The following is a 24634-nucleotide window of genomic DNA, read 5'->3' as shown; positions in this document are numbered from 1 at the left end:
GGCCTGCACGCGGCTGCCCTTCATGCCGACGCAGGCGCCGACGGGGTCGATGCTGCTGTCGTGGCTGATCACGCCGATCTTGGCGCGGCTGCCCGGATCGCGGGCGGCGGCCTTGATCTGGATGATGCCGTCGTAGATCTCGGGCACTTCCTGCGCGAACAGCTTCTTCATGAATTCGGGATGCGCGCGCGACAGGAAGATCTGCGGGCCGCGGTTCGACCGCTCCACCTTCATGATCAGCGCGCGGATGCGTTCGCCGGTGCGGGCAACCTCGCGCGGGATCTGCTGGTCGCGGCGAATGATGCCCTCGGCGCGGCCGAGGTTCACGATCACGTGGCCGAACTCGACCGACTTGATCACGCCGGTGATGACTTCGCCCGCGCGGTCCTTGAATTCCTCGTACTGGCGCTCACGCTCGGCATCGCGGACCTTCTGGAAAATCACCTGCTTGGCCGACTGCGCATCGATGCGGCCCAGGTCGACGGGGGGCAGCGGATCCACGATGAAGTCGCCGACCTGCGCGCCGTCCTGCAGCTTCTGCGCCTGCTCGACAGACACCTGCTTGAAGTAGTCTTCGACTTCCTCGACCACCTCGACCACTCGCCACAGGCGAAGATCGCCGGTCTGCGGGTCAAGCTTGGCGCGGATGTCGTTCTCGGCGCCGTAACGGTTGCGGGCGCTCTTCTGGATCGCTTCTTCCATCGCTTCGATCACGATGGACTTGTCGATCATCTTCTCGCTGGCCACCGCATTGGCAATCGCCAGAAGCTCTGCGCGGTTCGCCGAAATCGCATTCGCCATGTTAATCGTCTTCCCTGCTCAATCCCGGCTAAGGCCCTTTGGTCGCCCGCCGCATAATAGTTTGCTGCCGAAAGCGCCAGAACTAGTCGGCGTCCTCTTCCGACATATCCTCGACTTCCTCAACTTCGTCGGCGCCGGTCGTATCCAGCGGCACGGTCGACTTGATCAGCCGATCGGTCAGCATCAGCTTGGCCGAATGAATGTCCGCCAGCGGCATGGTCACCGATCCCAGCTTCTTGTCCTCGACCGTCACCATGCCGTCGTCAAACGCGGTCAGGTCGCCCTGAAACGTGCGCTTGTTACCCGCGGGCGCCTCTGCGTCCTTGGACAATGTGATGCGCGCCTCGTGACCGACCCAGTTCGCGAAATCCTTTGCGCGGGTCAGCGGGCGGTCGATGCCCGGGGAAGACACTTCCAGCCGGTATGCGCCCTGAATCAGCTCGTCGCCCGCTTCCTCGCGCGCGTCGATCGCATCGGAAATGCGGCGCGAGATCGCCATGCACTGATCGATGACGAGCTGGCCCGTCTCGGGATTCTCGGCCATCACCTGCAGCGTGCGTTCGTCATCCGATCCGAACAGCTTCACGCGCACGAGTTCGAAGCCGGAAGCGGTGACTTCCTGTTCGATCAGATCGGTGAGGCGCGCGATGTCGGTCATGCAATTCCTTCGTTCGATGCCCGTGCCGCGAATACGGAAAGACGCGCCGGAACCCTGCGGTACCGGCCCGGCCTTGTGCGCGACAATGTCGGGATGAGTCGTCAGATAGGAGCGAAAACCGGAAAAAGCAAGGTGGAAGCGGCAGCGCTCAGGCCGCCTTCCCGCCCTCGGCGCTTTCGCCGCTCTCGTTCAGCCCGTGCTTGCGGATGCAGTGGCGCAGCTGATCATAGCTGAGGCCCAGCGCCTCGGCCGCACGCCGCTGGTTCCACCGGTGCCGATCCAGCGCGGATTCGACGATGGCCCGTTCATGGCCGTCAACCGCCGCGCGCAAATCGGTGATCGCGGCATAGTCGAAGGCAGGCTTCAATTCGACCGGCGGCAAAGCCTCGACCCGCCCCCCGCTCTCACGCCGAGGCGCGGATCGCGGTGCCCATGGCGAGGCGAAAGGGTCGAACACCACCGTGCCTACAGGCTTGCTCCAGTCGTCCCAGCGATAGACCGCGCGTTCGACGACATTGCGCAATTCGCGGACGTTGCCGGGCCAGGGATACTCTTCAAGCTGGTCGATCACGCTGTCGGAAAATCCCGGCCAGTCGTCCCAAAGCAGTTCTGCCGCCATGCGCCGGCCGAAGAAGTCGGCGATGACGATGATGTCTCCCTCGCGGGCGCGCAGGGGCGGAAGGGTGATCACCTCGAAACTCAAGCGGTCGAGCAGGTCGGCGCGAAAATCGCCTCGCTCGGCAAGCGCGGGAAGATCCTCGTTCGTGGCGGCGACGATGCGAACATCGACCTGCGTCGGGCGCGATGCACCGATCCGGGTGACCTCGCCATATTCGACCGCGCGCAGCAGCCGTTCCTGCGCGGCCATCGACAGGGTGCCCAGTTCGTCGAGAAACAAGGTTCCGCCATCGGCTTCCTCGAACCGGCCGGTTCGCGCTTTCGATGCGCCGGTGAAGGCCCCCGCCTCATGCCCGAACAATTCCGCCTCGATCAACGTTTCGGGCAAGGCGGCGCAATTCATGACGACCAGCGGCTCACCCCAGCGGTCCGACAGGTGATGAAGTCGTTCGGCGATCAGCTCTTTGCCGGTTCCACGCTCACCGATTACAAGGACCGGACGCGACAGCGCAGCGGCGCGACTGGCGCGTTCGACCGCGTCGAGAATGGCCTTGGACTGGCCGACGAACTGCTTACCCCGATCCATTGACCATAAATTAGCGCAATCCCCCAACTCTTGGCAAATATTTCGCGAGCCTGTTCGAGGAAATTTCCATAAGCCTCTGTTAGTAAAACGTTTTCTAGCGTTGGCACGCTCCCTGCATAGTATCTGGCATAGTTCGAAGATGTGGGGACATCATGTTTAGTTTTCGCCAATCCGGCCCGATCGGCCCAGTAGCCACCAGCATTCTCGCCGCGATCGCCATGCTTTCGCTTAGCGCCTATGCTGTTCGCGACATGGCCTGCTCGCTTCCGCCGGTCTGCGACGTCAAGCTTGTATCGCCGGCCAAGGCCCCCGTGGCCCTGAGCTATGTTCTGGCTTGAAGGCAGATATCCCCGAAGAGGACGATATGAACGACAGGAAAGACCTTTCTCCCGAAACGGACAAACAGGCCGCCGCCGACAATGACGGCCGCAAGCTGGCCGATACGCCCTGGACCGATGACGAGGCCGCCAAGAAGCGCGACGAAAACTCGCGCTTCGAGCGCGAAGTCGCCCGCCTGATGACCGACCGCGAGCGCCGGGAAAAAGGTGAAACGCGCCGCCAGCGCGAGTATGATGACGAAGAGCCGATCCGCTTTCGCGGCGGCAGCAGCTTGAGGCAGAACGGAGCCCAATTGATGGGAATATTTTCACGCACCCGTGACATCATTGCCGCCAACTTCTCGGACATGATCGAGAAGGCCGACGATCCCGAAAAGATGATCCGCATGATCATCGTCGAGATGGAGGAAACGCTGGTCGAGGTTCGTGCAGGCGCCGCCCGCACCATCGCCGATCAGAAGGAAATGCAGCGTCACGCGGTGAAGCTGGAGCGGCTGCAGGCCGACTGGGCCGACAAGGCGCAGCTGGCGCTGTCCAAGGGCCGTGAGGACCTGGCCCGCGCCGCCCTGATGGAAAAGCGCAAGGCGACCGACCTGGCCAAGCAACTGTCCGAGGAAATGGACGTGCTCGAACAGAGCCTGCGCGCCAACGAGGAAGACATCGCCAAGCTGCAGCAGCGCCTGCGCGAGGCTCGCAGCCGGCAGTCGATGATCGCGGCCCGCCTGGAAAGCGCGGAAAACCGTGTTCGCCTGCGCAAGCTGATGACGACCGAGCGCGTCGACGAGGCGCTGGCCCGGTTCGAGATGCTGGAGCGCCGCGTCGATTACGCCGAAGGCCACGCCGACGCGCTGGGCATGGCGATGAAGGGCGAGCCGTCGCTTGCCGAACAGATCGAGGGACTGTCCGCCGTCGACAAGGTCGACGAGGAACTGGAGGCGCTCAAGCGCTCCATGGGCGGACAGGCCGATGACGAGAAGAAGGAGGACTGACCCGTGGAAGGTGTGCTTGCAATTATCTGTATCTTCGTCGTCCTTCCGGGCCTTGTCTTCCACTATGTCACCAAGTGGAAAACCGCCCCCACCCTGACCGAGGGTGACGAGGCGATGCTGGAGGAGCTCTACAAGCTCGCTCGCCGCCTCGACGAACGGATGGACACGGTCGAACGGCTCGTCTCCGCCGACCATGAGGAATTCTCCAAGCCGCGCCTGATCGCCGATCAGGAGGCCGACAATGTCAAGCTGGCCGAGCTGGAACGCATGATCAAGGAAAGGAACGCATAATGAGCACGACCGAACGCACCCGATTTTACCGCGACAAGGTGAACGGCAAGTTCCTGGGCGTCAGTGCGGGTCTGGCCGATTATACCGGGATCGACGCGATCTGGATCCGGCTTGGCTTCCTGATTGCCACGATCACCATGGGCTGGCCGATCCTGATCTATATCGCGATGGGCATGATGGCGCCGAACAAGCCGGAACATCTCTACACCGACCGCAAGGAACAGCAGTTCTGGCAGGGCGTCCGCCAATCGCCTGCGCGCACCGCCCGCGAGGTGAAGGCTCGGTTTCGCGACATCGACCGCCGCCTTGCCCATGTCGAGGAATATTACGTCAGCGGCAATCGCCAGCTTTCCGAAGAGATCGAGAAGCTGCGCTGAGGTTTCGCAACGAACGAAAGGTTTGAACCATGGTCGACGAACTTGCCCTTCTGATACCGCTTGCGCCCTTCATCATGATCTGCCTGATCGTGTGGACCAAGCACCAGTCCAAGATGGCCGAGCTGAAGATGAACGCCACCGCGGAAAAGGCGGCGCAATATGCGCAGCATACCGCCCAGCTGGAAGAGCGGGTTCGCGTGCTTGAGCGCATCGTCACCGACAAGGGCACCGATATCGCCCGGCAGATCGAGGCTCTGCGCGAGGAAGAGAGCGATGCGCGCCTCAATGCTCCCGTCAATCCGCGTCACGAGGTTTGAGAATGGAAGACCTGCTTACTCCTGCCGTCCTTGGTATCGGCGTCGTCTCTTTCGCGATTGCCTGGGTCGTGAACACCGCCATCCGCGTGCGGCATGGCTATCCGCTGGAAAACAGCTGGGGCAAGTCCGTCTATCCCAAGAAGGATACCGAAACGATCGAGCGCCTGAAGCTCGCCAGCCAGGAGAACGCGCAGCTTCGCGCCGAACTGGGTTCGGTCAAGGACCGCCTCGCCAATGTGGAGCGGATCGTGACCGACAGCGGCTATCACCTGACGCATGAGATCGAGGCCCTGAGGGCGTCGGAAACGCGTTCTCCGGATAGGGAAGGACAGTTCAAATGAGCCTCTGGTCCGCCATCGTCGTCATCGTACTGATCATCGCGGTCACCCAGATGATGCGGGCACGCCATAATGCCAGCGCCGGTTTCGCCACCGACAAGGACGGCCAGCCGATCGCGCGGCAAGGCAGCGGCGAGGAAGAGCAGCTTCGCGCCGAGATCGCCGAGCTGAAGGAACGGGTCCGCGTGCTGGAACGCATCGCCACCGACGAGCGCCAGAAGCTGGGCCTTGCCGAAGAAATCGAACTGCTGCGAGATCGCTGAGGAGGCCTGAGATGAGCTTCGAGATCAGTTCACTGGCTTTGATGGCCCTGACCGGCCTGACCATTATCACCGCCGCGCTGCTGTATGGCTGGCAGGGCTGGCTGACGCTGAAGATGCGGCAGGCGGAGATGGCGCACGATGGCGGCGGTCTCTCGACCTTTCGCGATCAGGGTGACGCCCCGGCTGCCGCGCGGATCGAGCTGGCCGACCTGAAGGAACGCGTCCGCAAGCTGGAAGCGATCGCCAGCGGCGTCGATCTTTAAGGCACCTGCCGGTAAGGCACTTGCGGCCAAGACACTTGCGGACGCCGGGCGGCGCGGCTAGTTCCGCCCGCATGCGATCCATCGATGACATTGCCGAGGAATACGAGTTCCTGGAAGGCGACGAACGTTACCGCCTGCTGATCGAGCTGGGCCGCGAGCTGGAACCCATGCCTGCCGCGCTCAAGACCGAGGCGACGCAGGTGAAGGGCTGTTCCGCCGCGGTCTGGGTCTATCCGACGCGCACCGATGGCGATGCGCTGCATTTCATGGCCGACAGCAATGCCGCGATCACCAAGGGCATCGTGGCGCTGGTCATCGCGGCGGTGCAGGACCGCCCGGCGGCCGAAGTCGCGGAAACCGATATCGAAGAGGCGCTGGCGCCCTTCGACCTGCGCAATCAGCTGTCGTCCAACCGGACGCAGGGCGTGCCCAACATGATCGCGCTGATCCGCGAAACCGCCGCAAGGATCGCGGCGGGGGGCTGACAAGCGCCTGCCGCCTGCGCATTTCGAAAAGTGACAAAGGTGACACGTCCTACAGGGCGTGTCACCTGCCTCTGGCCACGCGATCGTGCGGCTTTGAACGCCAAAGGTGACACCTTGGGGGTGCGGGAAAACTCACGGTCTGAAAGAGCGGGCGGGGCCGAAATCGGCCAGCGGACGAATTATCGTCATGGCGCGGCGTAGGACAATAAATTCGCGCCCGAAGGACCTGCCCCGCCGCCATGCGCGGCGCGCCATCCGCCGATATTTCCCGCAGCGGATAACTCCAAAGAATTCGGCCTAACCCGAAGAACGCTGGCGCTTTTTTGCGGGCGCATTCAACCTGTGCGGATAAATTTCGCGTGGAGCGGAGCTTGACGGCAATTCATTACGATGCGCGGGTGGTCGACGATGTTCGCCGCGCGCAGATCTATGCGGGCGACATCCATGTGATATCGCCGCGCCCTGCCATGCAGGCGCTGACCGAATGGGCGCGCGAACTGCTGGTTCGCGGGTTTGGCGACGACGATCTCGAAATGCTGCAGCACCGCGTTCCGGTTGAACGCTTTGTCGAGCTGTTCGCACCGATCAAGCCGCGCTTCATCCATCATCCGCAGACCTGGGAGCTGATCTGCGCGGTGGTCGAGGACATGGGGCTGGACCCGCGCGCGACCTATCTTGACGTGCCGCGGCTGCGCGGGGTGACCAGCCATGGTTATCTGAGTTCGGGCGTCGGCTATGCCTTTCCGATGCACCGCGACACTTGGTGGGCCGCGCCGATGCAGCAGGTGAACTGGTGGCTGCCGATCTTCCCGATCGAGAGTGGCAACACCATGGCGTTCCACCCGGCATGGTGGGACCGCCCGGTCGAGAACAGCTCGGGCGAGTTCGATTATTACGAATACAACCGCACGGCGCGCGGCGCGGCGGCGAAGCAGGTGAAGCGGGACACGCGCCCCCAGCCGCGCATCACGCAGGATCCGCCGCCTTTGGACACGCCATCGGTCCGGCTGGTCGCGCCGGTGGGCGGGGCGATCCTGTTTTCGGGTCAGCAGCTGCATTCGACCGTGCCCAACGAAACCGGGCGCACGCGCTTCAGCATCGATTTCCGCACCATCGACATTGGCGATGTTAAGTCCGGCCGGGGCGCGCCCAATATGGATTCGGCCCCGGCTGGCACCTCGCTGCGCGATTTCCGGCGGGTGAGCGACAGGGCGCGCATGCCCGAAAAGCTTGCGCTGGCGGTCGATCCGCGCCGGATCGCGTTCAGGAAGGCGGTGTTCCAGCCGCCTGCCTCTCTGCTGGCCGAGCTGGCGGCAGAAACCGCGGCGAGGACGGTCGCGGCCTGACCCGATAGCGCCCCCTGCGTTTTCGCCAACCGGCTTGCGTGGGCGGCCCTGCCCGCGCATGAAATGGCCTATGCACAAACACGCCGCACTGGTCGCCGCCCTTTTTCTCACGCCTGCCCTTTCCGTTCCGGCCCTTCCCGCCCCGGCCCTTCCCGCTAGCGCCCAGCCCGCAGCCACGCAGGGCGAGGCCAGCGCCGATGCCCGGTTGCAGGCGCTGTACGCGGCTGACCATGCGTGGATCATCGCCGACCGGCAGCGGATCGAGAAAGCGGACGGGCGCAGCGAGCCCGGACCGCGCCTGCCATCGGTGACGCCCGAGGCCGAGGCGCGGCGCGCGGCGCATGCGCGGGACATGCTGGCGCGGCTGGATGCGATTCCGGCCGGGCAGCTGTCGGACGGCGAAAAGATCAATGCCGCCGTGTTCCGCGCTCTGCTGGAGGAGCGGATCGGCGATGCGGACTATCGCGTTCACGAGATGCCGTTCAATTCGGACAGCAACTTCTGGACCTATCTCGACGCGCGTTCGCCCTATGCCAGCATCGAGGAATACGAGAACTATATCGCCCGCATGCGCGACGTGCCGCGCTATTTCGCCGAGCATGTCGCCAATGCGCGCAGCGGGCTGGAGCGCGGCTTCAGCGTGCCGCGCGTCTCGCTGGAAGGGCGCGAAGCCTCTATCGAGCCATACACGAGGGCCGAGGGCAATCCGTTCCTGACCGTGTTTGGCCAGATGCCCGCCAGCATCCCTGTCGCCGAGCAGGCGCGTCTGCGCTCCGAAGCGGAAGCGGCGGTCGCGGACAGCATCGTGCCTGCCTATGCAGAGCTGCTGTCGTTCATGCGCGAGGACTATCTGCAGAATACGCGCACCTCGCTGGCGGCGACCGAGATGCCTGATGGTGCAGCGTTCTATGCGCAGCAGATCCGCAAATACACCACGTTGGACCTGACCGCGCAGCAGATCCATGAGATCGGCCTGTCCGAAGTCGCACGGATCGAGGGCGAGATGCGCGCGATCATGGCAGAGGTCGGCTTTTCCGGCAGCATCGCTGAATTCAACGAGACGCTGCGCAATGAGCCGCAGTTCATCGCGCGCACGCCCGATGAGCTGATGGGCGTGTCGGCCTATGTGGCGAAGCGGGTCGACGGGCGGATCGGCGATTATTTCGGCTTTCTGCCGCGCCATCGCTTCGCGATCTGGCCGGTCGCGCCTGCGCTGGCGCCGTATTACACGGCGGGGCGCGGCGGGCTGGATGCGTGCCAGATGAACACGCATGATCTGCCCTCGCGCCCGCTTTACAATATTCCCGCGCTGACGCTGCACGAATGCAGTCCGGGCCACAGTTTTCAGGCGGGTGTCGCGCTGGAGCAGCCCGAAATGCCCGCGTTCCGGCGCGAGACCTATTTCAGCGGATTCGGCGAAGGATGGGGCCTCTACACCGAATATCTGGGCGAGGAGATGGGGATCTATCGCACGCCTTATGAGCGGTTCGGGCGGCTGAGTTACGAGATGTGGCGCGCGGCGCGGCTAGTGATCGACACCGGCATCCACGCCTATGGCTGGGACCGCGAGCGGGCCATCGATTACCTTGCCTCGCGCACCGCGCTGTCGCGGCACGAAGTGGGGACCGAGGTGGACCGCTATATCAGCTGGCCGGGGCAGGCGCTGGCATACAAGCTGGGCGAGCTGACCATGCGCCGCGTGCGCGCCAAGGCGGAGGACGCGCTGGGAGCGGGGTTCGACATTCGCAAGTTCCACGATGTCGTGCTGTCGCTCGGCTCGGTGCCGCTTCCGGTGCTGGAGCAGCGGATCGATGCGTTCATCGCCGATGGCGGTCAGGGACTGCCGGGCGTGACCTATGATTGAGCTTCTGGCGTTGGGTTCAAGCAGCGGATAGGCTGCGCCCTTGCTGTGAGTAGTGCACAATGATCCTGCTGGCCGCCGTTCTAATCCAATCCGCGCCGGTGACATCCGACCAGCTTTCCGGCGGATCGGTGGAGCGCGATGACGGATCGGTGGTGATCGATGTCCTTGCGCGGCCCGTTTGCACATCGGACAGCGGCGAGATCGTGGTCTGCGCCGATCGGCCCGAAACCGAGGAAGCGATAACGCCCGAGCCCGAACCGGGCGGCCTTCCCAAGGCTCGTCTGGCCATCGGCAAGGATGCGGCCCTGGCCGTAACGGCGGAATCGGTCGACATGAACGGCGCGATCAGCCAGCGTGCCATGATGACCGTGATCGTGCGATATTGATCGCGGCGCTTAGTTCACCGCCGCTCTCGGCAGGCTGAGCTTCACCAGCAGGCCGCCGAGATCCTCGCTTTCGTCGAGTTCGACCGAACCGCCATAGATTTCCACCACGTCGCGCACGATGGCGAGGCCGAGGCCGGTGCCGGGCTTGTTGGTGTCCAGCCGCGCGCCGCGGGCGAACAGCTTGTCGCGGTCGGCGGGTTCGATGCCCGCGCCGTCATCCTCGATCCAGATCTGGCATTGCGGGGCGTCGGGCACCGCGTCCAGCGTGACGAAGACGCTGCCGCCGCCGTATTTCGCGGCATTCTCGATCAGATTGCCAAGGATCTCGTCGAGGTCCTGCCGCTCCATCGCGACCATCGCCTGCCGCTGGCCCGCCTTCGCGCCGTCGAGGTCGAAGCGCACCGCCGGATAAAGGCGCGACACCGCGCGTTCGACCGATTCGGCGGATTCGTGGACGTCGGCGCGCGACAGGCCGACCGCGCGGCGCCCCAATGCGCGCGCGCGGGCGAGGTGGTGGTCGACCTGTCGGCGCATGGCGGCGACCTCTCGCTCGACCAGTTCGGGCAGATTGTCCGCATGGGCAGACGCGGCATTGTTGAGCACGGTCAGCGGGGTCTTGAGCGCATGCGCAAGATTGCCTGCGTGGGCGCGCGCTTCCTCGGCCTGTTTTTCCGAGTGGGCGAGGAGCGCGTTCAGCTCCTCCACCATCGGCTGCACTTCCAGCGGCAGCGGCTGCGTCACGCGGGTGTCGCCGGTCACGCGGATGCGCTGGATCGCCAGCCGCACGCCGCGCAGGGGCGACAGGCCCAGCCAGATCTGCAACGCCGCCATGGCGATCAGCCCCAGCGCCAGCGCCATGAAGGAATAGCCAAGGATCTGCCGGATGCGGCCGATCTGGACGTCAAGTTCCTCGCGGCTGGCGGCGACGACGAACCACCACTGCGTGTCGCTGCCCGGCAGATATATCGGACGCTGCATCATGCGCATCGGTTCGCCGTCGAATTGCGCGCTGTCATAGACCAGCGGCTCGACATGCTCCGCCTCGCGCAGCGAAAGCGTGCGGTCCCACAGCGAGCGCGAGGGGAAATCCTCGTGCCCGTTGCCCGTGATCTGCCAGTACAGGCCGCTATTGGGTTCGAGGAAGCGCTGGTCGCCCAGCGGGCGCGAGAAGAACACCTCGCCATCCGGCCCGATCTCGGCCGAGGCGACCATGGCGGTCAGCATGTAGTCGAGCTGTTCGTCGAAATTGCGCGTGATCAGTCCGGTCAGCGCGCGGTCGAGCGCCACGCCGCCCGCCAGCAGCAGGAACGCCGTCCACGCGATCGCGATCAGCAGCATGCGCCGCGACAGCGAGCCGGTGTGGCCCGCACCCAGCTTTACGCCCTTCAGCTTGAGCCGCGCGAGGGCGGGCGGGCGGAACGGGGGAGCGGGCAGCGCAGGCGGCACGTTATTCGCCGGCGCCCTGTCATTCCGGGTGCCGGAGCCTGGTGCCGCTTCGAAAAGCTCCGCCACCGCCCGCGTCAGCTGCGGGGCGCTTCGGCGGGATCGTCGAGGCTATAGCCCAGGCCGCGGATGGTGGTGATGACGTCGGCGCCCAGCTTTTTCCGGATGCGCGTGACGAAGACCTCGATCGTGTTGGAATCGCGGTCGAAATCCTGATCGTAGATATGTTCGATCAGCTCGGTTCGGCTGACGACCTTGCCCTTGTGGTGCATCAAATAGGACAGCAGCTTGTATTCCTGCGCGGTCAGCTTCACCGGCTCGCCGTCGAGCGTGACGCGGCCCGAACGCGTGTCCAGCCGCACCGGGCCTGCCGTCAGCTCGCTGCTGGCATTGCCGGTCGAACGGCGGATGAGCGCGCGCAGGCGGGCGATCAGCTCCTCGGTCTGGAACGGCTTGGCCAGATAGTCGTCCGCGCCCGCGTCGAGGCCAGCAACCTTGTCGGACCAGCTGTCGCGCGCGGTCAGCACCAGCACGGGGAAATTGCGGCCTTCCTTGCGCCACATGCCCAGCACGGTCAGCCCGTCGATCTCGGGCAGGCCAAGGTCGAGCACGACCGCATCGTAATCCTCTGTCGATCCCAGGAAATGACCGTCCTCGCCATCGGTGGACAGGTCCACGGCATAGCCATTGGCCTCCAGCGTGTTCTTCAGCTGGCTGCCCAGCGTGGGTTCATCCTCGACGATCAGGATTCGCATGCACTCTCCGACGATTGCGGCCCAGACAGGGGCTGGCCCGACATGGCTAAGACATCATTTCTGCTGAAAAGATGGGGTCGGCGCAGGAATCGGTCAAGACGCGTGCCCTTCACAGAGCCAAGTACTGGCGGGGCAATGTGGGGCGAGAGAGCCTTAGCGACGGCGGCCGACCACGCGCCCGGTGCGCGCATCCACGTCCACGAAGACGACGCGGCCCCCGTTCTCCATGAACTTGAGCCGGTAGATCATCGCCGCGCTGTCGAATTCGGGGCCGAGATAGCGCGAATCGCCCATGTGCGGGACCACGCTGCGTTCGATCTGGCGCAGCGGGAGCACATTGCCCGCGCGCAGTTCGCGGCGCGCCTCGCTCTGCCCGTCGCGTTCCTTTCCCGACGCCTGCTGGGCGGCCAGCGGAGCGGAAAGACCGCAAAGGGCCAGCGCGGCAAGCGCGTAGCGGAAGGCAGGAGGCAAGGTCATGATGCAAGACTGCCTAAGCCTGCCGCATTGAACAAGGCGTGAATGTTGCGTTACGGCATAAGAAAGCGGGTCCCGTGGCCGTAACGCAACATATTCATTTATCGAACAAGTTCGAATGTCGTCGACAATGTCACCTGCGTGGCGACCTGTCCCGGACGGGTCGGGGTCTTGGGCGAAGGCGAAGACGCCTGGATCATCACCGCGCGTTCCTGCACGGGCATCGCCATGTCCATCGATTCCGTGACGGCCAGCAGTTTCACATCGCGAAAGCCCGCCATGCGCGCATAGTCGCGCGCCTGCGCCATCGACTGGTCGAACGCCGCCTTGCGGGCCTGCGCCTTGGCGTTGCTGTCATCGACGATGCCCCAGTTCGGACCGGTGAGATTCGTCGCCCCCGCCTGCACCAGCGCGTCCAGCGTACCGCCCACTGCGTCGACGTCGCGCAGTTCGATGGTGACATTGTTCGACGCCTCGTACCCGGTGAAGCGCGGCTGGTTGCCGTCGCGGTAGTCATATTGCGGGTTCAGGCGAATGCCGCTGGTCTGCACATAGTCGCGCTCGATGCCCAGCGCGTCCAGCCGCGCCAGCACCTTGTCCATCTGCGCCGCGTTCTGCTGCATCGCGGCCTGCGCGGTGGGCGCCTGCGTGGTGACCCCCGCGCCGACGGTCGCCTTGTCGGGATCGCCCATGACCTGCTGCATCACGCTCAGTTCGACGACGGGGCCGGTGGCCTGGATGTCCACTTCGGCGGCATGGGCCGGCAGGGCGGCAATGCCCATCGCGGCAATGGCCGGAGCAGCGGCGAGGTTCGTGATGGCACGGCGAAAAGGAAGCAAGACGGTTCTCCTGTTGTTATGCTGCTATAAAGACGGAGCCATGCTGGCTGTTCCTTGAACGTGTCTTCGCGGGCCAGTTCATCCATTGCCTTCATCCATCGCGTTCATCCATCGCGCGCTTGCAGGGCGCGCGCGGGCGGACTAGGCGGCGGCGATGGCACAACCCCCCGTACTCTCGCTTGAAGGCATCGGCCTGCAGCAGGGCGGCCTGACCGTGAACGACGGCTGGCTGTTCCGCGACCTTGACCTGCATATCGGCCCGCGCGACCGCATGGCGCTGATCGGGCGCAACGGGGCGGGCAAGACCACGCTGATGAAGCTGATCTCGGGCGAGGTCGAGATGGACCGCGGCAAGCGCGTGATCGTGCCCGGCACCCGCGTCGTGACGCTGGAGCAGGAGCCCGATTTCTCGGGCTGCGCGACATTGATGGATTATGCGCTGGGCGGCGACGATGCGCCCCAGCGCTTCGAGGTGGAGGCCATCGCCGACCAGATCGGCATCGACATGACGCGCGATCCGAAAGCGGCCAGCGGGGGCGAGAAGCGCCGCGCCGCCATCGCCCGCGCGCTGGCGAGCGAGCCCGATGTGCTCCTGCTGGACGAGCCGACCAACCACCTCGACCTGTCGGCCATCGACTGGCTGGAGGACTGGCTGAACCGCTATACCGGCGCGTTCGTCACCATCAGCCACGACCGGACCTTCCTGACCCGGCTGACCCGCACGACATTGTGGCTGGATCGCGGGGCTTTGCGGCGCAAGGAAGTCGGCTTTGGCGGTTACGAGGCGTGGGAAGACCAGGTCTATGCCGAGGAAGCCCGCGCGGCCGAAAGGCTGGATGCAAGGCTGAAGCTGGAGGCGCACTGGCTGCAGCGCGGGGTGACCGCGCGGCGCAAGCGCAACCAGGGCCGGCTTGAGAAATTGTGGGAAATGCGCGCGGCGCGTGCGGCGATGATCAACCCGCAGGGCACGGCCAAGATGCAGCTGGCCGCCGATGACAGCAAGACCAAGAGCGTCATCACCGCCGAGCATATCACCAAGGCTTACGGAGACCGCACGGTCATCAAGGACTTTTCGTTGCGCATCCAGCGCGGCGACCGGATCGGCATCGTCGGCGGCAATGGTGCGGGCAAGACCACGCTGCTGAAGATGCTGACGGGCGAGCTAGAGCCCGATAGCGGCGAGGTCATTCTGGCCAAGAACCTGTCGGGCGTGATGATTGACCAGCAGCGCAGCCTGCTATCGGACGAGAAATCGGTGCGCGACGTGCTGGCCGAGGGCGGCGACTGGATCGACGTGCGCGGTGTGCGCAAGCATATCCAGGGTTACCTCAAGGAATTCCTGTTCGATCCGGGGCTGGTCGAGGCGAAGATCGGCACTTTGTCGGGCGGCGAACGGTCGCGCCTGCTGCTGGCCCGCGAATTCGCGCGCACGTCGAACCTGCTGGTGCTGGACGAGCCGACCAACGACCTCGACCTGGAAACGCTGGACCTGTTGCAGGAAGTGATCGCGGATTACGACGGCACGGTGCTGATCGTCAGCCACGACCGCGACTTCCTCGACCGCACGGTGACGGTGACTTTGGGCCTCGACGGCAGCGGGACGGTCGACATCATCGCGGGCGGCTATGCCGACTGGGAGAGGAAGCGCAAGGACCGCACGCAGAACAGCGGGCCGAAGAAGGCCGCGCCGCCGCCCCCTCCCCCGCCGCAGAAGAAGGTCAAGCTGTCGTACAAGGATCAGCGCGATTACGACTTGCTGCCGGGCCGGATCGAGGCGCTGGAAGGCGAGATCGCGGTGAACGAGGAGGCGCTGGCCGATCCCGACCTCTACAGCGCCGATCCCAAGAAGTTCGCCGCGCTGACCGCGAAGCTGGAGAAGCTGCGCGCCGAGAAGGACGCGGCGGAGGAACGCTGGCTGGAACTGGCTGAAGAAGTGGAGGCGCTGGAGGGATAGGGCGGCAGGACCTCCGGTGCGTTTCACCCGTTGAGGGCGAAACGCAAAGGAGATTTCATGCTACGTCCGATCCTGATGGGCCTTGTCGCCGGACAACGATCCATGACGCCGCTGGCCGCCCTGGCCGGGGCCGCGCGCAATGGCAATCTGCCCTATGACAATGGCCCGGCGCGGCTGATGAGCCATCCGCTGATCGCGGCGGGCGGCGTCGCATTGGCGGCTCTGGAAATGGCGGGCGACAAGATGAAGGACGCGCCCGACCGGACCGTGTTTCTTGGCCTGTTGGCGCGCACGATCACGTCCGGTTTCGCAGGGGCAGCGCTTTCGCCGCCGAAGCGACAAATGGCGGGTGCGGCGCTGGGAATCGGCACGGCGCTGGCCGCGTCTTTCGTCGGGCTTGCCATGCGCAAGCGGGCGATGCGCAAATATGGGCAGACATCGACCGGGTTTGCCGAGGAAGCCATCGTGTTTCCGGCGGCGAATCTGATCGCGCATGCGCGCTAATCGGGCACGGGCGCTGATCGGGCGCTCGCTGATCGGACGGAAGGGCTGGCTTCGCCCCAGCCCCTCCCCGCTTCTCATCAGGCCTTTTGTGTCATCAGGCCTTTTGCGCCGCGATCCAGCGGTCGACGCGCGCTTCCAGCACGTTCAGCGGCATGTTGCCTTCCTTCACGATCTCGTGGAACTGGCGGATGTCGAAACGGTCGCCCAGTTCGGCCTCTGCCTTGGCGCGCAGTTCGACCCATTTGTTCTGGCCGATCTTGTAGCTGCAGGCCTGTCCCGGCCAGATGCAATAGCGGCGCGTCTCCGCCTCTGACCGTGTGCGGGTGAAGCCGACCGTGTCGACGAAATATTGCGTGCCCTGCTCGACGCTCCATTTCTTGTGGTGCAGCCCGGTGTCGACCATCAGACGCGCGGCGCGAAACAGCCAGCTTTGCAGCGCACCGGCCTTTTCCATGCCCTCATAGCCGTTCAGTTCGGACGCCAGCTGCTCGGCATAGAGCGCCCAGCCCTCGCCATAGGACGAGATGTAATAGTTTTTCAGCAGCATCGGCGTGTCGCCCGCCTGCTGGACAAGGCTGCCATGCAGATGATGGCCGGGCACCGCCTCGTGATAGGTGAGCGCGGGGAGCGTGTATTTCGGCCAGTCCTCGGTGTGCTTGAGGTTGATGTAATAGATGCCGGGGCGCGAGCCATCGAGCGTCGGGCTCTCGTAATAGCCCAGCGGCGCGCCGTCCTGGATCTCGGCAGGCACGGCGCGGATCTCGATCGGCTGGGTCGGCAGCGTGGCAAAGGCCTGTGGCAGTTTAGCCTGCATCGCGTCATTGCTGGCGTTGAGGTCCGCGAGCATCGCGGCGCGGCCTTCGGGCGTGTTCGGGTAAAGCTGCTCGGGCCGCGAATTGAACTGGGTCAGACGCTCGCCCACCGTACCGGTGGTGAGGCCGACCTCGGCCAGCATCGTTTCCAGTTCGGCGCTGAGTTCGGCGACCTGCCGCAGGCCGATCTGGTGGATCTCTTCCGCGGTCAGGTCGGTCGTGGTCGAATTGGCGAGTTCGAGGCGGTAGAGCTCCTCCGAATTCGGCACGCGCCATACGCCGTCGCCTTCTGCGGCGGTGGGCTTCAGCTCTTCCAGCATGGCGGCCTGACGCAGCAGCGCGGGGTTCACCGTCTCGGTCATGATCGCGGCGGCGCGAGCAGCCCAGTCACCCGCGATGCCGGCGGCCTCGGCGCGTTCGGCCAGCGAGGTGACGAGGCGCGATTGGGCCACCGGGGTTTCGGCCATCGCCCTGATCTGCGCGATCGCGATGTCGAGCGACCATGCGGGCGCCAGATAGCCCTTGGCCGCCTGCTCGCGCTGCAACGCGGTTTCGTCGTCCAGCCCCTGACCGAACTGGACCATGCGCTGCAGATAGGCGACCGCGTCGTCCTCGCTTTCGACCGGGTGCTTTGTATCCATGAAGCTGGGGATCGAGCTGTAGGCCCCGCCCATGTGGCTGAGCACATAGGGGCTGTAGACGCTGCCCATGCCGAAGGGGGCGCCCCACAGGCGCTTTTCCAGCATGTCGGTGACGACCGCGTGGTGCACCTTTTGCGGTTCGTCCAGCCCCTCGGTCGGGATCGCCCGGATCGCATTCAGCATCTGCGTGGCATGCGCTTCTTCGGCCTCTATCCCGGCGCGGCCGAAATCGCCCAGATGGTGGCGGGCCCACGCATTCTTGCCCGTATCGATGCCCAGTGCGGTCATCTGCGCAGGGCTGAGCCGCATGTCGCCCCAGAACACGCGGTCCATCACCGCGTTCAGCTGCGCGCCGGCCGCGCTTTGCGCGCGGGCGGCGACGGGCAGCGAACAGGCAAGGGCGATGGTGCCCGTTCCGGCAAGGAACTGGCGGCGGTGCAAGGCAACTGGCTTCATGAAAGGGGGACTCGCTTGACGTGGACGGTTTCAACTGAAACCGAGGCTTGCACGGCCCATCCCAAAGATCAAGCGGCCCCGCGGCGCGGCTTCACCCGATGCGGTAGAACCCCGCCACCCGGTCGAGCGCCAGCCCCAGCACCAGCTTGCCGCTGCGCGCGGGCCAGCCCATCGCCTTTTCCGCGATGCCGACCGCCTCGCCCGCGCAGACCACGCGCCAGAGGATGTCGGCCAGCCCCGGCCCCGCCGCCTTCACCGCCTTGTCGAAGCGCGACTTGGCTGCGATCTGGCGTTCGGAGGGATCGAGCCCGCGGTCCGGATTGGTGCCGCCGATCCGGACCGGATCCCAGCGCATGGTGATCGACGGCGCGATCTGCGCGCGTTCCCAATCGGCGCGCAGCCTTTCGCCCGCCTCGTACTGCGGTTCGGTCAGATGGCCATGCGCGTAAAGCCAGCCGAGCGGCGATTCCTTGAGGTTTACCGTAACCGCGCGCGCGCGTTTCGATGCGCCGCCGCGATAATCCTTCGAGATGCGGCGCGGCCCCTCGCTGGTGAGTTCGCGGGTAACGTATTCGCCCGGTCCCTGGTGTCCGTTATCATGCTGCCCGGTATCCTGCTGTTCGGTCATGAAGTGTCCCCTTGGATTGCTGTGCAGGGGATGTGCGGACCGCTTGCCTTGTAGGAAAATAAAACCGAATAGGTTCCTGCATTTTCCCGAAAGGAACCACGCCGTGATTAACCGCATTCGCACGATCCGCAAGGAAAAGGGCATGACTTTGGCAGATCTGGCCGCCGCCTGCAGCCCGCCCACGACGCCGCAGACGGTGGGGCGGCTGGAGACGGGGATGCGCACGCTGTCGATCGACTGGCTGAACCGGATCGCCGGGGCGCTGGGCGTCGCGCCCGAACTGCTGCTGGCAAGCGAGCAGCGCGATGCCGCGATGGTGGTGGCGCGGCTGACGTCGGAGGGGGCGGAACCCCTGCCCTCCCCGCGTGAGGCACTGGAGCCGCTGGCCATGCTGGGCGACGGTACGGTCCAAGTGCTCGATGTCGAAAGCGCGGTCGGCGAATATCGGGTGGGCGACCGGCTGTGGCTGCGCGACCTGCCGGCGGAGGAGCGTGCGCGCGCGATCAACCGCGACGTGCTGGTCCCCCGCAGCGGCGGGCGATTCGCGTTCGGGCGACTGATCGATTTTTCCGCCGACACGGTGGCGCTGCTCCCGCCCGGTGCGGGGCAGCGCCAGATCGTGGTGCGCGAACCGGCGTGGATCGCCCTTGCCGCGCTGCTGGTGCGCGCGCTCTAAGGCTTCCTTTGGGCTAGGCGGTGAGCTGCCGGCCGGCGCCTTCCGCCTCGGCCTGCGGCTTGCGCAGGGCCAGCAGCGCCATATAGGGCGCGCACAGGAAGCGCAGGCCCAGAAAGCCGTAGATCATCGCCACCAGCAGCGCGAAGCCCACGCCGAGCGTGCCCGCCGATGCCGCCATGAAGCCCGCGATCGCGAGCGTTACGACGGCCAGCACCATTTCGGGGATCGTGCAGGCCAGCGCCGACACGATGCCGCCGCTGGCGCCGAACTTGGGCGTGCGGCGCCATGCATGCGGCTTGTTCGACAGGCCCGCGACACCCGATACCAGCACGATATAGGTGAGCGACGCGCGCGCGATTTCGCCCCGGATCATGTCGATCACGCGGTGACAGCCGGTGATCTGATAGCGGTGCCAGTTGCGCACCAGACCGGTGCCGAGGCCCAGCGCGATCATCGGCCAGGCGATCGGAGCCAGCGTGACCGGCTCCATCGCACCCGCCAGCACGGCGATGGCGATGCCGGTCACGCCGATCAGGCCCAGCACGATACCCGCCAGCGTCTGCAGCGGCGCGGAGCAGCGCAGCACTTCCAGCAGTTTGGTCCAGCCAGGCATGGGCCGCGCATAGGGTTCGGGCAGGAACAGCTTCCAGTGACGGCGCAGCTGCTGCACCGGGCCCGCCGTCCAGCGGAATCGCTGCTTCTTGTAATCCTCGAACGTGTCGGGGATCAGGCCGCGGCCGAATGTCTCGCCCAGATACATGCCGCGATAGCCGGCGGCGCGCAGGCGGACCGACACCTCGGAATCCTCGGTCAGGCACCATTCGGCCCAGCCGCCCACGCGGCGCAGCGCATCGGCGCGCAGCAGGCACATGGTGCCGATCGTGAACGCGCCGCCATATTCCGACACGCCGCACATATCGACCTTGTTGTTGGGCATGTATTCCCAGTGGCAGCCGGTCAGATAGGCGCTGTCCTCGTAATCGCGATAGTCGTGCGGGGTCTGCAGATAGCCGACCGACTTGTCGCGGAAGAAGGGCACGAGGCGCGAGAGGAAATCGGGTTCGGCCAGATAGTCGGCGTCGATCACCGACACGATCTCGGCCGACGGGTCCATGCGCCCGTCGAGCACCCAGTTGAGTGCGCCCGCCTTCGCGCCGGGGAGCGGGTCGACGTGGAAGAAGCGGAACACCTCGCGGCCGAGGCGCTTGTTCAGCGCGGCGGCGTGGCTTTCCAGCGGGCGCCACAGCGCCTCGTCCTTGGTGTTGTTGTCGATGACGATGACTTCGAAATTCGTGTATTCCTGCGCGGCGAGGCGGTTCATCGTCTCCTTCACCACATGCGGCGGTTCGGCATAGCACGGCAGGTGCACCGACACGCGCGGCTCGTAAACCTTTGTGCTGGCGTAGGCGCGGGCGACCGAGCGCCAGTGACGCTCAGGACGCTCGCCCGGCTGGGGCGCGCGATTGGGCAGGCGCCAGTGGCTGTGCGTCAGCGATGCCTCGCGCGCGATGCGCTCGATCCAGCCGAGATAGCCCAGCGCCAGCGCAGCGGTGATCGCGAGATAGAGCGCCGCCTCGTTCCACAGCGGCAGCGGCGCTTCGTTCACCAGCAGGCACAGCCACCACCAGCTGACGGCAATCGCCAGCGCCTCGACGCTGAGCCATGCCATGCCCGGCAGGCTGAGCCGCCAGCCCATCGTCTGGCGCAAGGACAGCGCCAGCATGAACGCACCAAGCGGGATCAGCAGCGTGTAGAACTGCCCGGTCGCCGCACCCGCGACCAGATAGGCCAGCGCGGTCAGCAGCGACAATTCGGCGATATTGCGCGGCAGATAGCCGCCGATGCGCAGGCCGCCTTTCAGCGTGATCCACCCGCCGAGCTGAACAGGCACGGCATGCTCTTCCCGCCGCCAGGCGGACCAGATCGCGATCAGGAAGGTCAGCAGGCCGAGGAACAGCATCCAGGGGTCGAAATCGGCACGAACGGGAATCGGCAAGGCAAGAACTCACGTTGTGGACAGGATCCGCGACGCGCGACGATTGTCGTCGACGATCGCGTTTACACGCACAGCGGCCGTTCGTTCCCGGCCCCTTGCCCGCCGTTTTCACACGGCAGGCCAACAGCCCCGAAAAACGCATGTCTCAACGTCAGGGCCGCGCGACAGGCCCATCCTAATGGTTAATAATCTTGCGCAGGCAAGTTATTTCGCGGTGAGGCGCCCCAATTCCGCCATAATCGGTGGAGCGGGCGCCCTTGCGGCTGGTGGTTCGCTGCGGGTGGCCGGGCCGCGGAGCGATCCCCGCGCCCCGGCCTGCCCGCACGAGGCGGCGGCCTAGACCTGCCCGCGCGCCAGTCGCTCCTGCCGGTCCGCCTCGTTCTCGCGCGGAACGAAGCTGTCGGATTTCACCCGCAGCCAGATCAGGATCGGCGCCGCCATGTAGATCGAGCTGTAGGTACCCACGAAGATGCCGAACGCGATGGCGGCGGCGAAACCGAAGGTCATCGCAGGGCCCACGAACATCAGCACCATCAGCACCGTCAAGGTGGTCAGCGAGGTCATCACCGTGCGCGCCAGCGTCTCGTTCACCGAAAGGTCGAGCAGTTCGGCCATCGGCATCTTGCGGTATTTCTTCAGATTTTCGCGCACGCGGTCATAGACGATGATCGTGTCGTTCAGCGAATAGCCGATGATGGCAAGGATCGCGGCGACGATATTGAGGTCGAATTCCAGCCCCGTGATCGCGAACAGCCCCAGCGTGAGCGACACGTCATGCAGCAGCGCGAACATCGCGCCGACGCCGAACTGCCATTCGAAGCGGATCCAGATATAGATCGAGATCATGACCATCGCACCAAGCAGCGCCATCATGCCGGTTTCGAACAATTCGCCCGACACCTTGCCCGACACCGAATCGACGCCGTCGATGCGTACGCCGGGATGGTTCTGCTCCATGTTGCCGGTGATCGCGCTGGTCATGCGGTCGGCCAGGTCCTTGGCCGCGGTCGCGCCTTCCTCGGTTTCGGGAAGACGCATGCGGATCGACACCTCGTTCGGCTGCCCGAAACGCTGGATGACGGGCTCGCCATAGCCGAGCGAGCCGATTTCGCGCCGCAGTTCCGCGACGGGGGCCTCGGCCTCTTGCGTGAAAGTCGCGCGGATCATCTGCCCGCCGACGAAATCGACGCCGAGGTTGAGGCCCTGCGTCGCGACCAGCGCCCAGCTTGCGATCATCAGCAGGACCGAAACGACGTAGAACGGCACGCGCCACTTCAGGAAGTGAATGTTGGTCGTGTCGGGAACGAGCTTCAGGAGTTTCATATTGGCTCCTCCCTCAGATATGCAGGTCGGCGGGGCGCTTGCGGCGCAGATAGCCTGCCACCCACATGCGCGTCATCGTGACCGCGGTGAAGACCGAGGTGACGATACCGATGATGAGAACGATGGCAAAGCCGCGGATCGGGCCGGAGCCGAACAGGAACAGCAGCACGCCCGCGATCACATTGGTGATATTGGCGTCGAAGATCGCGCGCTGCGCCTCTCGGTAGCCGACCTCGACCGCCTGCACCACGCGGCGGCCGCGTCGGCGTTCCTCGCGGATGCGTTCGTTGATCAGCACGTTGGCGTCGACCGCGGTACCGATGGTCAGCACGAAACCGGCGATGCCCGGCAGGGTCAGCGTGGATCCCAGCAGCGCCATGATGCCCAGGATCAGCAGCACGTTCAGCACCAGCGCGCCATTGGCGTAGAGGCCGAAGCGGCCATAGGTGACGATCATGAAGACCAGCACCGCGGTGCCGCCGATGATCAGCGCCAGCACGCCGCGCTCGATCGAATCGGCGCCGAGGTCGGGGCCGACGGTGCGCTCCTCGACCACCGCCAGATCGACGGGCAGCGCGCCCGAACGCAGCGAGATCGCGAGATTATTGGCGCTGTCGACATCGAACCCGCCCGAGATCATCGCCTGACCGCCCAGGATCGGCTCGTTGATGTTGGGGGCCGACAGCACCTCGCCGTCGAGAATGATCGCGAAGGGGCGGTTGACGTTCTGCGTCGTCAGCTGCGCAAAGCGGCGGCCGCCTTCCTGGTTGAAGGTGATGTTGACCACGGCGGCGCCGTTCTGGTCATAGCCCTGCTGCGCATTGGTCAGCTGGTCGCCCTGGATGCCGCCCAGACGGCGCACCGCGATGGCGCCCTGCTGCGCGGCGTCGGGCGCGAAGGGCAGGATCTGGCTGCCGGGAGGAGCGATGCCTTGCGCCACGTCCTGCGGCAGGGCGGCGGTGTCGACAAGCTTGAATTCCAGCTTGGCGGTCTGGCCCAGCAGTTCTTTCAGCGCTTCGGGATCCTGCAGGCCGGGGACCTGCACCACGATGCGGTTGTCGCCCTGCCGGATGATGGTCGGCTCGCGCGTGCCAAGTTCGTCGATGCGGCGGCGGACCACGTCGGTCGCGGTGTCCATCGCGTTCTCGACCGCCTGCGTCAGACCGGCCTCGGTCGGGGTCAGCACCATGCGCTGCCCGTCGAGGACCGTCAGTTCCCAGTCCTGCTGACCCGTGAGGCCCACGCCCTCGATCATGGGGAGCAGTTCCTCGCGCGCGGCGTCGACGTCGCTGGCGTCTTCCAGCATGAAGGACAGGCGGCCATTCTCGCGGCTGATGTCGCCGATGTCGATGCCCGCCCCGCTCATCGCGTTGCGGACTTCTTCCTCCATCGAGGTGAGACGCAGGCCGCGCACATCGTCCGTCTCTGCCTCGAGCAAGATGTGGCTGCCGCCGGCAAGGTCGAGGCCAAGGTTGATTTCGGGATCGGGCAGGCTGGAGGGCCATGCGCCGCCCGACAGCATCACCAGCGACGGAACGGCCAGCAGCGCGCCCAGCAGGGTGATGCCCCAAAGCCAGACGCGCTTCCACGCGGGAAAGTCGAGCATCCTGGGTGCCTCAGTCGTTCGCCGGAGTGGCGCTGCCCGCGGGGATCACGTCGCCGATGGTGCTGCGCACGGCCTTGACCCGGACGCCCTGCGCCAGTTCGAGGTCGACGTAATCGTCGTCGAGCTTCACCACCTTGCCGATCAGGCCGCCCGCGGTCACGACGCGGTCGCCCTTTTTAAGGCCCGCGACCTTGGCCTGATGTTCTTTCATCCGCTTGCGCTGGGGGCCGAGGATCAAGAACCAGAAGATCAGCGCCATGCCGCCCAGCAGGACGAAATTGGTCCACACGGGCGGTCCGGCGTTGGCGGGTGCGGCGGCAAGAAACAGAAGTGTGCTGGTCATGAAAAACGTGCCGATGCTTTCGCAAATAGGGAATCGCGCGCAGAGCCCTGTGGCACCACGCGCTGACGATGGCGGGGCGGTTAGCAGCATTGCGCACAGGTGGCAAACCCGCGCTGCGCGGCCCGCCCGCGCCGGGGAAAGCGCAAACAGTCGCATCAATGGTCGATACTGGCCTTGCGCTGCCGGAAATGCCCGACTATAGGGCCGCTCTCCGGTCGGGACGTAGCGCAGCCTGGTAGCGCATCACACTGGGGGTGTGGGGGT

Annotated in this window: 27 protein-coding genes; 14 read left to right on the top strand and 13 right to left on the bottom strand. The window is 65.4% G+C overall.

All coding sequences use genetic code 11. The features are described 5' to 3' along the window. The 3 genes from nusA to pspF all read right to left on the bottom strand — a co-directional run. A partial coding sequence (gene nusA, locus AC4FIJ_RS14725; RefSeq protein ID WP_490337415.1) for a transcription termination factor NusA occupies positions 1–801 on the bottom strand: 801 nt, incomplete at its 3' end. 82 nt (positions 802–883) lie between these two features. Beyond that, positions 884–1459, bottom strand: a complete 576-nt coding sequence (gene rimP / locus AC4FIJ_RS14720; RefSeq protein WP_490337414.1) for a ribosome maturation protein RimP — start codon at positions 1457–1459, stop codon at positions 884–886. Positions 1460–1607: 148 nt separating this feature from the next. Then, the gene (gene pspF, locus AC4FIJ_RS14715) at positions 1608–2663 is read right to left on the bottom strand and encodes a phage shock protein operon transcriptional activator (protein ID WP_490337413.1); all 1056 of its coding nucleotides are present in this window, start codon (positions 2661–2663) and stop codon (positions 1608–1610) included. Positions 2664–3180: 517 nt separating this feature from the next. Here pspF and pspA point away from each other — a divergent pair. The 11 genes from pspA to AC4FIJ_RS14660 all read left to right on the top strand — a co-directional run bounded on the left by pspA (position 3181) and on the right by AC4FIJ_RS14660 (position 9920). Further along, on the top strand, positions 3181–3990 hold the full coding sequence (gene pspA / locus AC4FIJ_RS14710; RefSeq protein ID WP_490337417.1) for a phage shock protein PspA: 810 nt from the start codon (positions 3181–3183) through the stop codon (positions 3988–3990). Between the two features lie 3 nt (positions 3991–3993). Further along, the gene (pspB, locus tag AC4FIJ_RS14705; RefSeq protein WP_490337412.1) at positions 3994–4281 is read left to right on the top strand and encodes an envelope stress response membrane protein PspB; all 288 of its coding nucleotides are present in this window, start codon (positions 3994–3996) and stop codon (positions 4279–4281) included. Continuing rightward, positions 4281–4658 (top strand): envelope stress response membrane protein PspC, encoded by a 378-nt coding sequence (gene pspC / locus AC4FIJ_RS14700; protein ID WP_490337411.1) that lies wholly within the window; start codon positions 4281–4283, stop codon positions 4656–4658. Before pspB ends, pspC begins: the two co-directional genes overlap by 1 nt. A 29-nt stretch (positions 4659–4687) precedes the next feature. Beyond that, positions 4688–4975, top strand: coding sequence for a hypothetical protein (locus AC4FIJ_RS14695; protein WP_490337410.1), 288 nt, complete (start codon positions 4688–4690; stop codon positions 4973–4975). A 2-nt stretch (positions 4976–4977) separates the two neighbouring features. Further along, entirely contained in the window at positions 4978–5316 is a 339-nt protein-coding gene (locus tag AC4FIJ_RS14690) for a hypothetical protein (RefSeq protein ID WP_490337409.1), read from the top strand. Next, positions 5313–5576, top strand: coding sequence for a hypothetical protein (locus AC4FIJ_RS14685; protein WP_490337408.1), 264 nt, complete (start codon positions 5313–5315; stop codon positions 5574–5576). Before AC4FIJ_RS14690 ends, AC4FIJ_RS14685 begins: the two co-directional genes overlap by 4 nt. Before the next feature lie 11 nt (positions 5577–5587). Continuing rightward, on the top strand, positions 5588–5839 hold the full coding sequence (locus tag AC4FIJ_RS14680; protein WP_446157372.1) for a hypothetical protein: 252 nt from the start codon (positions 5588–5590) through the stop codon (positions 5837–5839). A 71-nt stretch (positions 5840–5910) separates the two neighbouring features. Further along, positions 5911–6324: a SufE family protein gene (locus AC4FIJ_RS14675; protein ID WP_446157371.1), complete on the top strand. Its 414-nt coding sequence runs from the start codon at positions 5911–5913 to the stop codon at positions 6322–6324. A 371-nt stretch (positions 6325–6695) separates the two neighbouring features. After that, positions 6696–7670, top strand: coding sequence for a hypothetical protein (locus AC4FIJ_RS14670; protein ID WP_490337407.1), 975 nt, complete (start codon positions 6696–6698; stop codon positions 7668–7670). A gap of 70 nt (positions 7671–7740) precedes the next feature. Beyond that, positions 7741–9534 (top strand): DUF885 domain-containing protein, encoded by a 1794-nt coding sequence (locus tag AC4FIJ_RS14665; RefSeq protein ID WP_490337406.1) that lies wholly within the window; start codon positions 7741–7743, stop codon positions 9532–9534. A gap of 59 nt (positions 9535–9593) precedes the next feature. Then, positions 9594–9920 (top strand): hypothetical protein, encoded by a 327-nt coding sequence (locus AC4FIJ_RS14660; RefSeq protein ID WP_490337405.1) that lies wholly within the window; start codon positions 9594–9596, stop codon positions 9918–9920. A 9-nt stretch (positions 9921–9929) separates the two neighbouring features. Here AC4FIJ_RS14660 and AC4FIJ_RS14655 read toward each other — a convergent pair whose 3' ends face one another. The 4 genes from AC4FIJ_RS14655 to AC4FIJ_RS14640 all read right to left on the bottom strand — a co-directional run bounded on the left by AC4FIJ_RS14655 (position 9930) and on the right by AC4FIJ_RS14640 (position 13431). Beyond that, positions 9930–11258, bottom strand: a complete 1329-nt coding sequence (locus AC4FIJ_RS14655; protein WP_490337416.1) for a sensor histidine kinase — start codon at positions 11256–11258, stop codon at positions 9930–9932. Between the two features lie 182 nt (positions 11259–11440). Next, complete coding sequence (locus AC4FIJ_RS14650; protein WP_490337404.1) at positions 11441–12118, bottom strand: response regulator transcription factor; 678 nt, start codon at positions 12116–12118, stop codon at positions 11441–11443. A gap of 153 nt (positions 12119–12271) precedes the next feature. Further along, a complete protein-coding gene (locus AC4FIJ_RS14645; protein WP_490337403.1) occupies positions 12272–12595 on the bottom strand; it encodes a PepSY domain-containing protein in 324 nt (107 codons plus the stop codon). A gap of 98 nt (positions 12596–12693) precedes the next feature. Continuing rightward, complete coding sequence (locus AC4FIJ_RS14640; protein WP_490337402.1) at positions 12694–13431, bottom strand: SIMPL domain-containing protein; 738 nt, start codon at positions 13429–13431, stop codon at positions 12694–12696. Between the two features lie 154 nt (positions 13432–13585). Here AC4FIJ_RS14640 and AC4FIJ_RS14635 point away from each other — a divergent pair, with 154 nt between their 5' ends. Further along, positions 13586–15385 carry an ABC-F family ATP-binding cassette domain-containing protein gene (locus tag AC4FIJ_RS14635; RefSeq protein WP_490337401.1) on the top strand — a complete coding sequence of 600 codons (1800 nt, stop codon included), beginning with the start codon at positions 13586–13588 and terminating at the stop codon, positions 15383–15385. Positions 15386–15442: 57 nt separating this feature from the next. After that, entirely contained in the window at positions 15443–15889 is a 447-nt protein-coding gene (locus AC4FIJ_RS14630) for a DUF4126 domain-containing protein (protein WP_490337400.1), read from the top strand. Between the two features lie 94 nt (positions 15890–15983). On the opposite strand, the gene AC4FIJ_RS14625 is transcribed toward AC4FIJ_RS14630, so the two are convergent. Together AC4FIJ_RS14625 and AC4FIJ_RS14620 are read right to left on the bottom strand one after the other, a co-directional pair. Beyond that, positions 15984–17798 (bottom strand): DUF885 domain-containing protein, encoded by a 1815-nt coding sequence (locus tag AC4FIJ_RS14625; protein ID WP_490337399.1) that lies wholly within the window; start codon positions 17796–17798, stop codon positions 15984–15986. Between the two features lie 91 nt (positions 17799–17889). Continuing rightward, the gene (locus tag AC4FIJ_RS14620; RefSeq protein ID WP_490337398.1) at positions 17890–18426 is read right to left on the bottom strand and encodes a DUF6456 domain-containing protein; all 537 of its coding nucleotides are present in this window, start codon (positions 18424–18426) and stop codon (positions 17890–17892) included. Between the two features lie 103 nt (positions 18427–18529). Between AC4FIJ_RS14620 and AC4FIJ_RS14615 the strand changes: the two genes are divergently transcribed. Then, positions 18530–19102: a helix-turn-helix domain-containing protein gene (locus tag AC4FIJ_RS14615; RefSeq protein WP_490337397.1), complete on the top strand. Its 573-nt coding sequence runs from the start codon at positions 18530–18532 to the stop codon at positions 19100–19102. A 13-nt stretch (positions 19103–19115) separates the two neighbouring features. Here the strand turns inward: AC4FIJ_RS14615 and AC4FIJ_RS14610 are convergent, their stop codons facing one another. From AC4FIJ_RS14610 to yajC, 4 genes are all read right to left on the bottom strand, one after another. Beyond that, positions 19116–21098: a glycosyltransferase gene (locus AC4FIJ_RS14610; protein WP_490337396.1), complete on the bottom strand. Its 1983-nt coding sequence runs from the start codon at positions 21096–21098 to the stop codon at positions 19116–19118. A gap of 336 nt (positions 21099–21434) precedes the next feature. Next, on the bottom strand, positions 21435–22421 hold the full coding sequence (secF, locus tag AC4FIJ_RS14605; protein WP_490337395.1) for a protein translocase subunit SecF: 987 nt from the start codon (positions 22419–22421) through the stop codon (positions 21435–21437). A gap of 13 nt (positions 22422–22434) precedes the next feature. Further along, complete coding sequence (gene secD, locus AC4FIJ_RS14600; protein WP_490337394.1) at positions 22435–24027, bottom strand: protein translocase subunit SecD; 1593 nt, start codon at positions 24025–24027, stop codon at positions 22435–22437. A 10-nt stretch (positions 24028–24037) separates the two neighbouring features. Next, positions 24038–24370, bottom strand: coding sequence for a preprotein translocase subunit YajC (gene yajC, locus AC4FIJ_RS14595; RefSeq protein ID WP_490337393.1), 333 nt, complete (start codon positions 24368–24370; stop codon positions 24038–24040). Between the last annotated feature and the right edge of the window lie 264 nt (positions 24371–24634).

The sequence above is a fragment of the Croceicoccus sp. genome, from assembly GCF_983967925.1.
Note: the sequence above shows the minus strand (reverse complement) of the source record. Positions and strands in the feature narration are given on the sequence as shown.

Excerpts from the sequence above, each read along its gene's own strand:
- AC4FIJ_RS14695 (WP_490337410.1), top strand. The coding sequence starts at position 4,688 with ATGGTCGACGAACTTGCCCTTCTGATACCGCTTGCGCCCTTCATCATG.
- AC4FIJ_RS14680 (WP_446157372.1), top strand. The coding sequence starts at position 5,588 with ATGAGCTTCGAGATCAGTTCACTGGCTTTGATGGCCCTGACCGGCCTG.
- AC4FIJ_RS14620 (WP_490337398.1), bottom strand. The coding sequence starts at position 18,426 with ATGACCGAACAGCAGGATACCGGGCAGCATGATAACGGACACCAGGGA.
- AC4FIJ_RS14675 (WP_446157371.1), top strand. The coding sequence starts at position 5,911 with ATGCGATCCATCGATGACATTGCCGAGGAATACGAGTTCCTGGAAGGC.
- AC4FIJ_RS14685 (WP_490337408.1), top strand. The coding sequence starts at position 5,313 with ATGAGCCTCTGGTCCGCCATCGTCGTCATCGTACTGATCATCGCGGTC.
- pspC (WP_490337411.1), top strand. The coding sequence starts at position 4,281 with ATGAGCACGACCGAACGCACCCGATTTTACCGCGACAAGGTGAACGGC.
- pspA (WP_490337417.1), top strand. The coding sequence starts at position 3,181 with ATGACCGACCGCGAGCGCCGGGAAAAAGGTGAAACGCGCCGCCAGCGC.
- AC4FIJ_RS14645 (WP_490337403.1), bottom strand. The coding sequence starts at position 12,595 with ATGACCTTGCCTCCTGCCTTCCGCTACGCGCTTGCCGCGCTGGCCCTT.
- AC4FIJ_RS14690 (WP_490337409.1), top strand. The coding sequence starts at position 4,978 with ATGGAAGACCTGCTTACTCCTGCCGTCCTTGGTATCGGCGTCGTCTCT.
- AC4FIJ_RS14635 (WP_490337401.1), top strand. The coding sequence starts at position 13,586 with ATGGCACAACCCCCCGTACTCTCGCTTGAAGGCATCGGCCTGCAGCAG.
- AC4FIJ_RS14665 (WP_490337406.1), top strand. The coding sequence starts at position 7,741 with ATGCACAAACACGCCGCACTGGTCGCCGCCCTTTTTCTCACGCCTGCC.
- AC4FIJ_RS14660 (WP_490337405.1), top strand. The coding sequence starts at position 9,594 with ATGATCCTGCTGGCCGCCGTTCTAATCCAATCCGCGCCGGTGACATCC.
- secD (WP_490337394.1), bottom strand. The coding sequence starts at position 24,027 with ATGCTCGACTTTCCCGCGTGGAAGCGCGTCTGGCTTTGGGGCATCACC.
- AC4FIJ_RS14650 (WP_490337404.1), bottom strand. The coding sequence starts at position 12,118 with ATGCGAATCCTGATCGTCGAGGATGAACCCACGCTGGGCAGCCAGCTG.
- secF (WP_490337395.1), bottom strand. The coding sequence starts at position 22,421 with ATGAAACTCCTGAAGCTCGTTCCCGACACGACCAACATTCACTTCCTG.
- AC4FIJ_RS14625 (WP_490337399.1), bottom strand. The coding sequence starts at position 17,798 with ATGAAGCCAGTTGCCTTGCACCGCCGCCAGTTCCTTGCCGGAACGGGC.
- AC4FIJ_RS14630 (WP_490337400.1), top strand. The coding sequence starts at position 15,443 with ATGCTACGTCCGATCCTGATGGGCCTTGTCGCCGGACAACGATCCATG.
- pspF (WP_490337413.1), bottom strand. The coding sequence starts at position 2,663 with ATGGATCGGGGTAAGCAGTTCGTCGGCCAGTCCAAGGCCATTCTCGAC.
- yajC (WP_490337393.1), bottom strand. The coding sequence starts at position 24,370 with ATGACCAGCACACTTCTGTTTCTTGCCGCCGCACCCGCCAACGCCGGA.
- rimP (WP_490337414.1), bottom strand. The coding sequence starts at position 1,459 with ATGACCGACATCGCGCGCCTCACCGATCTGATCGAACAGGAAGTCACC.
- AC4FIJ_RS14655 (WP_490337416.1), bottom strand. The coding sequence starts at position 11,258 with ATGCTGCTGATCGCGATCGCGTGGACGGCGTTCCTGCTGCTGGCGGGC.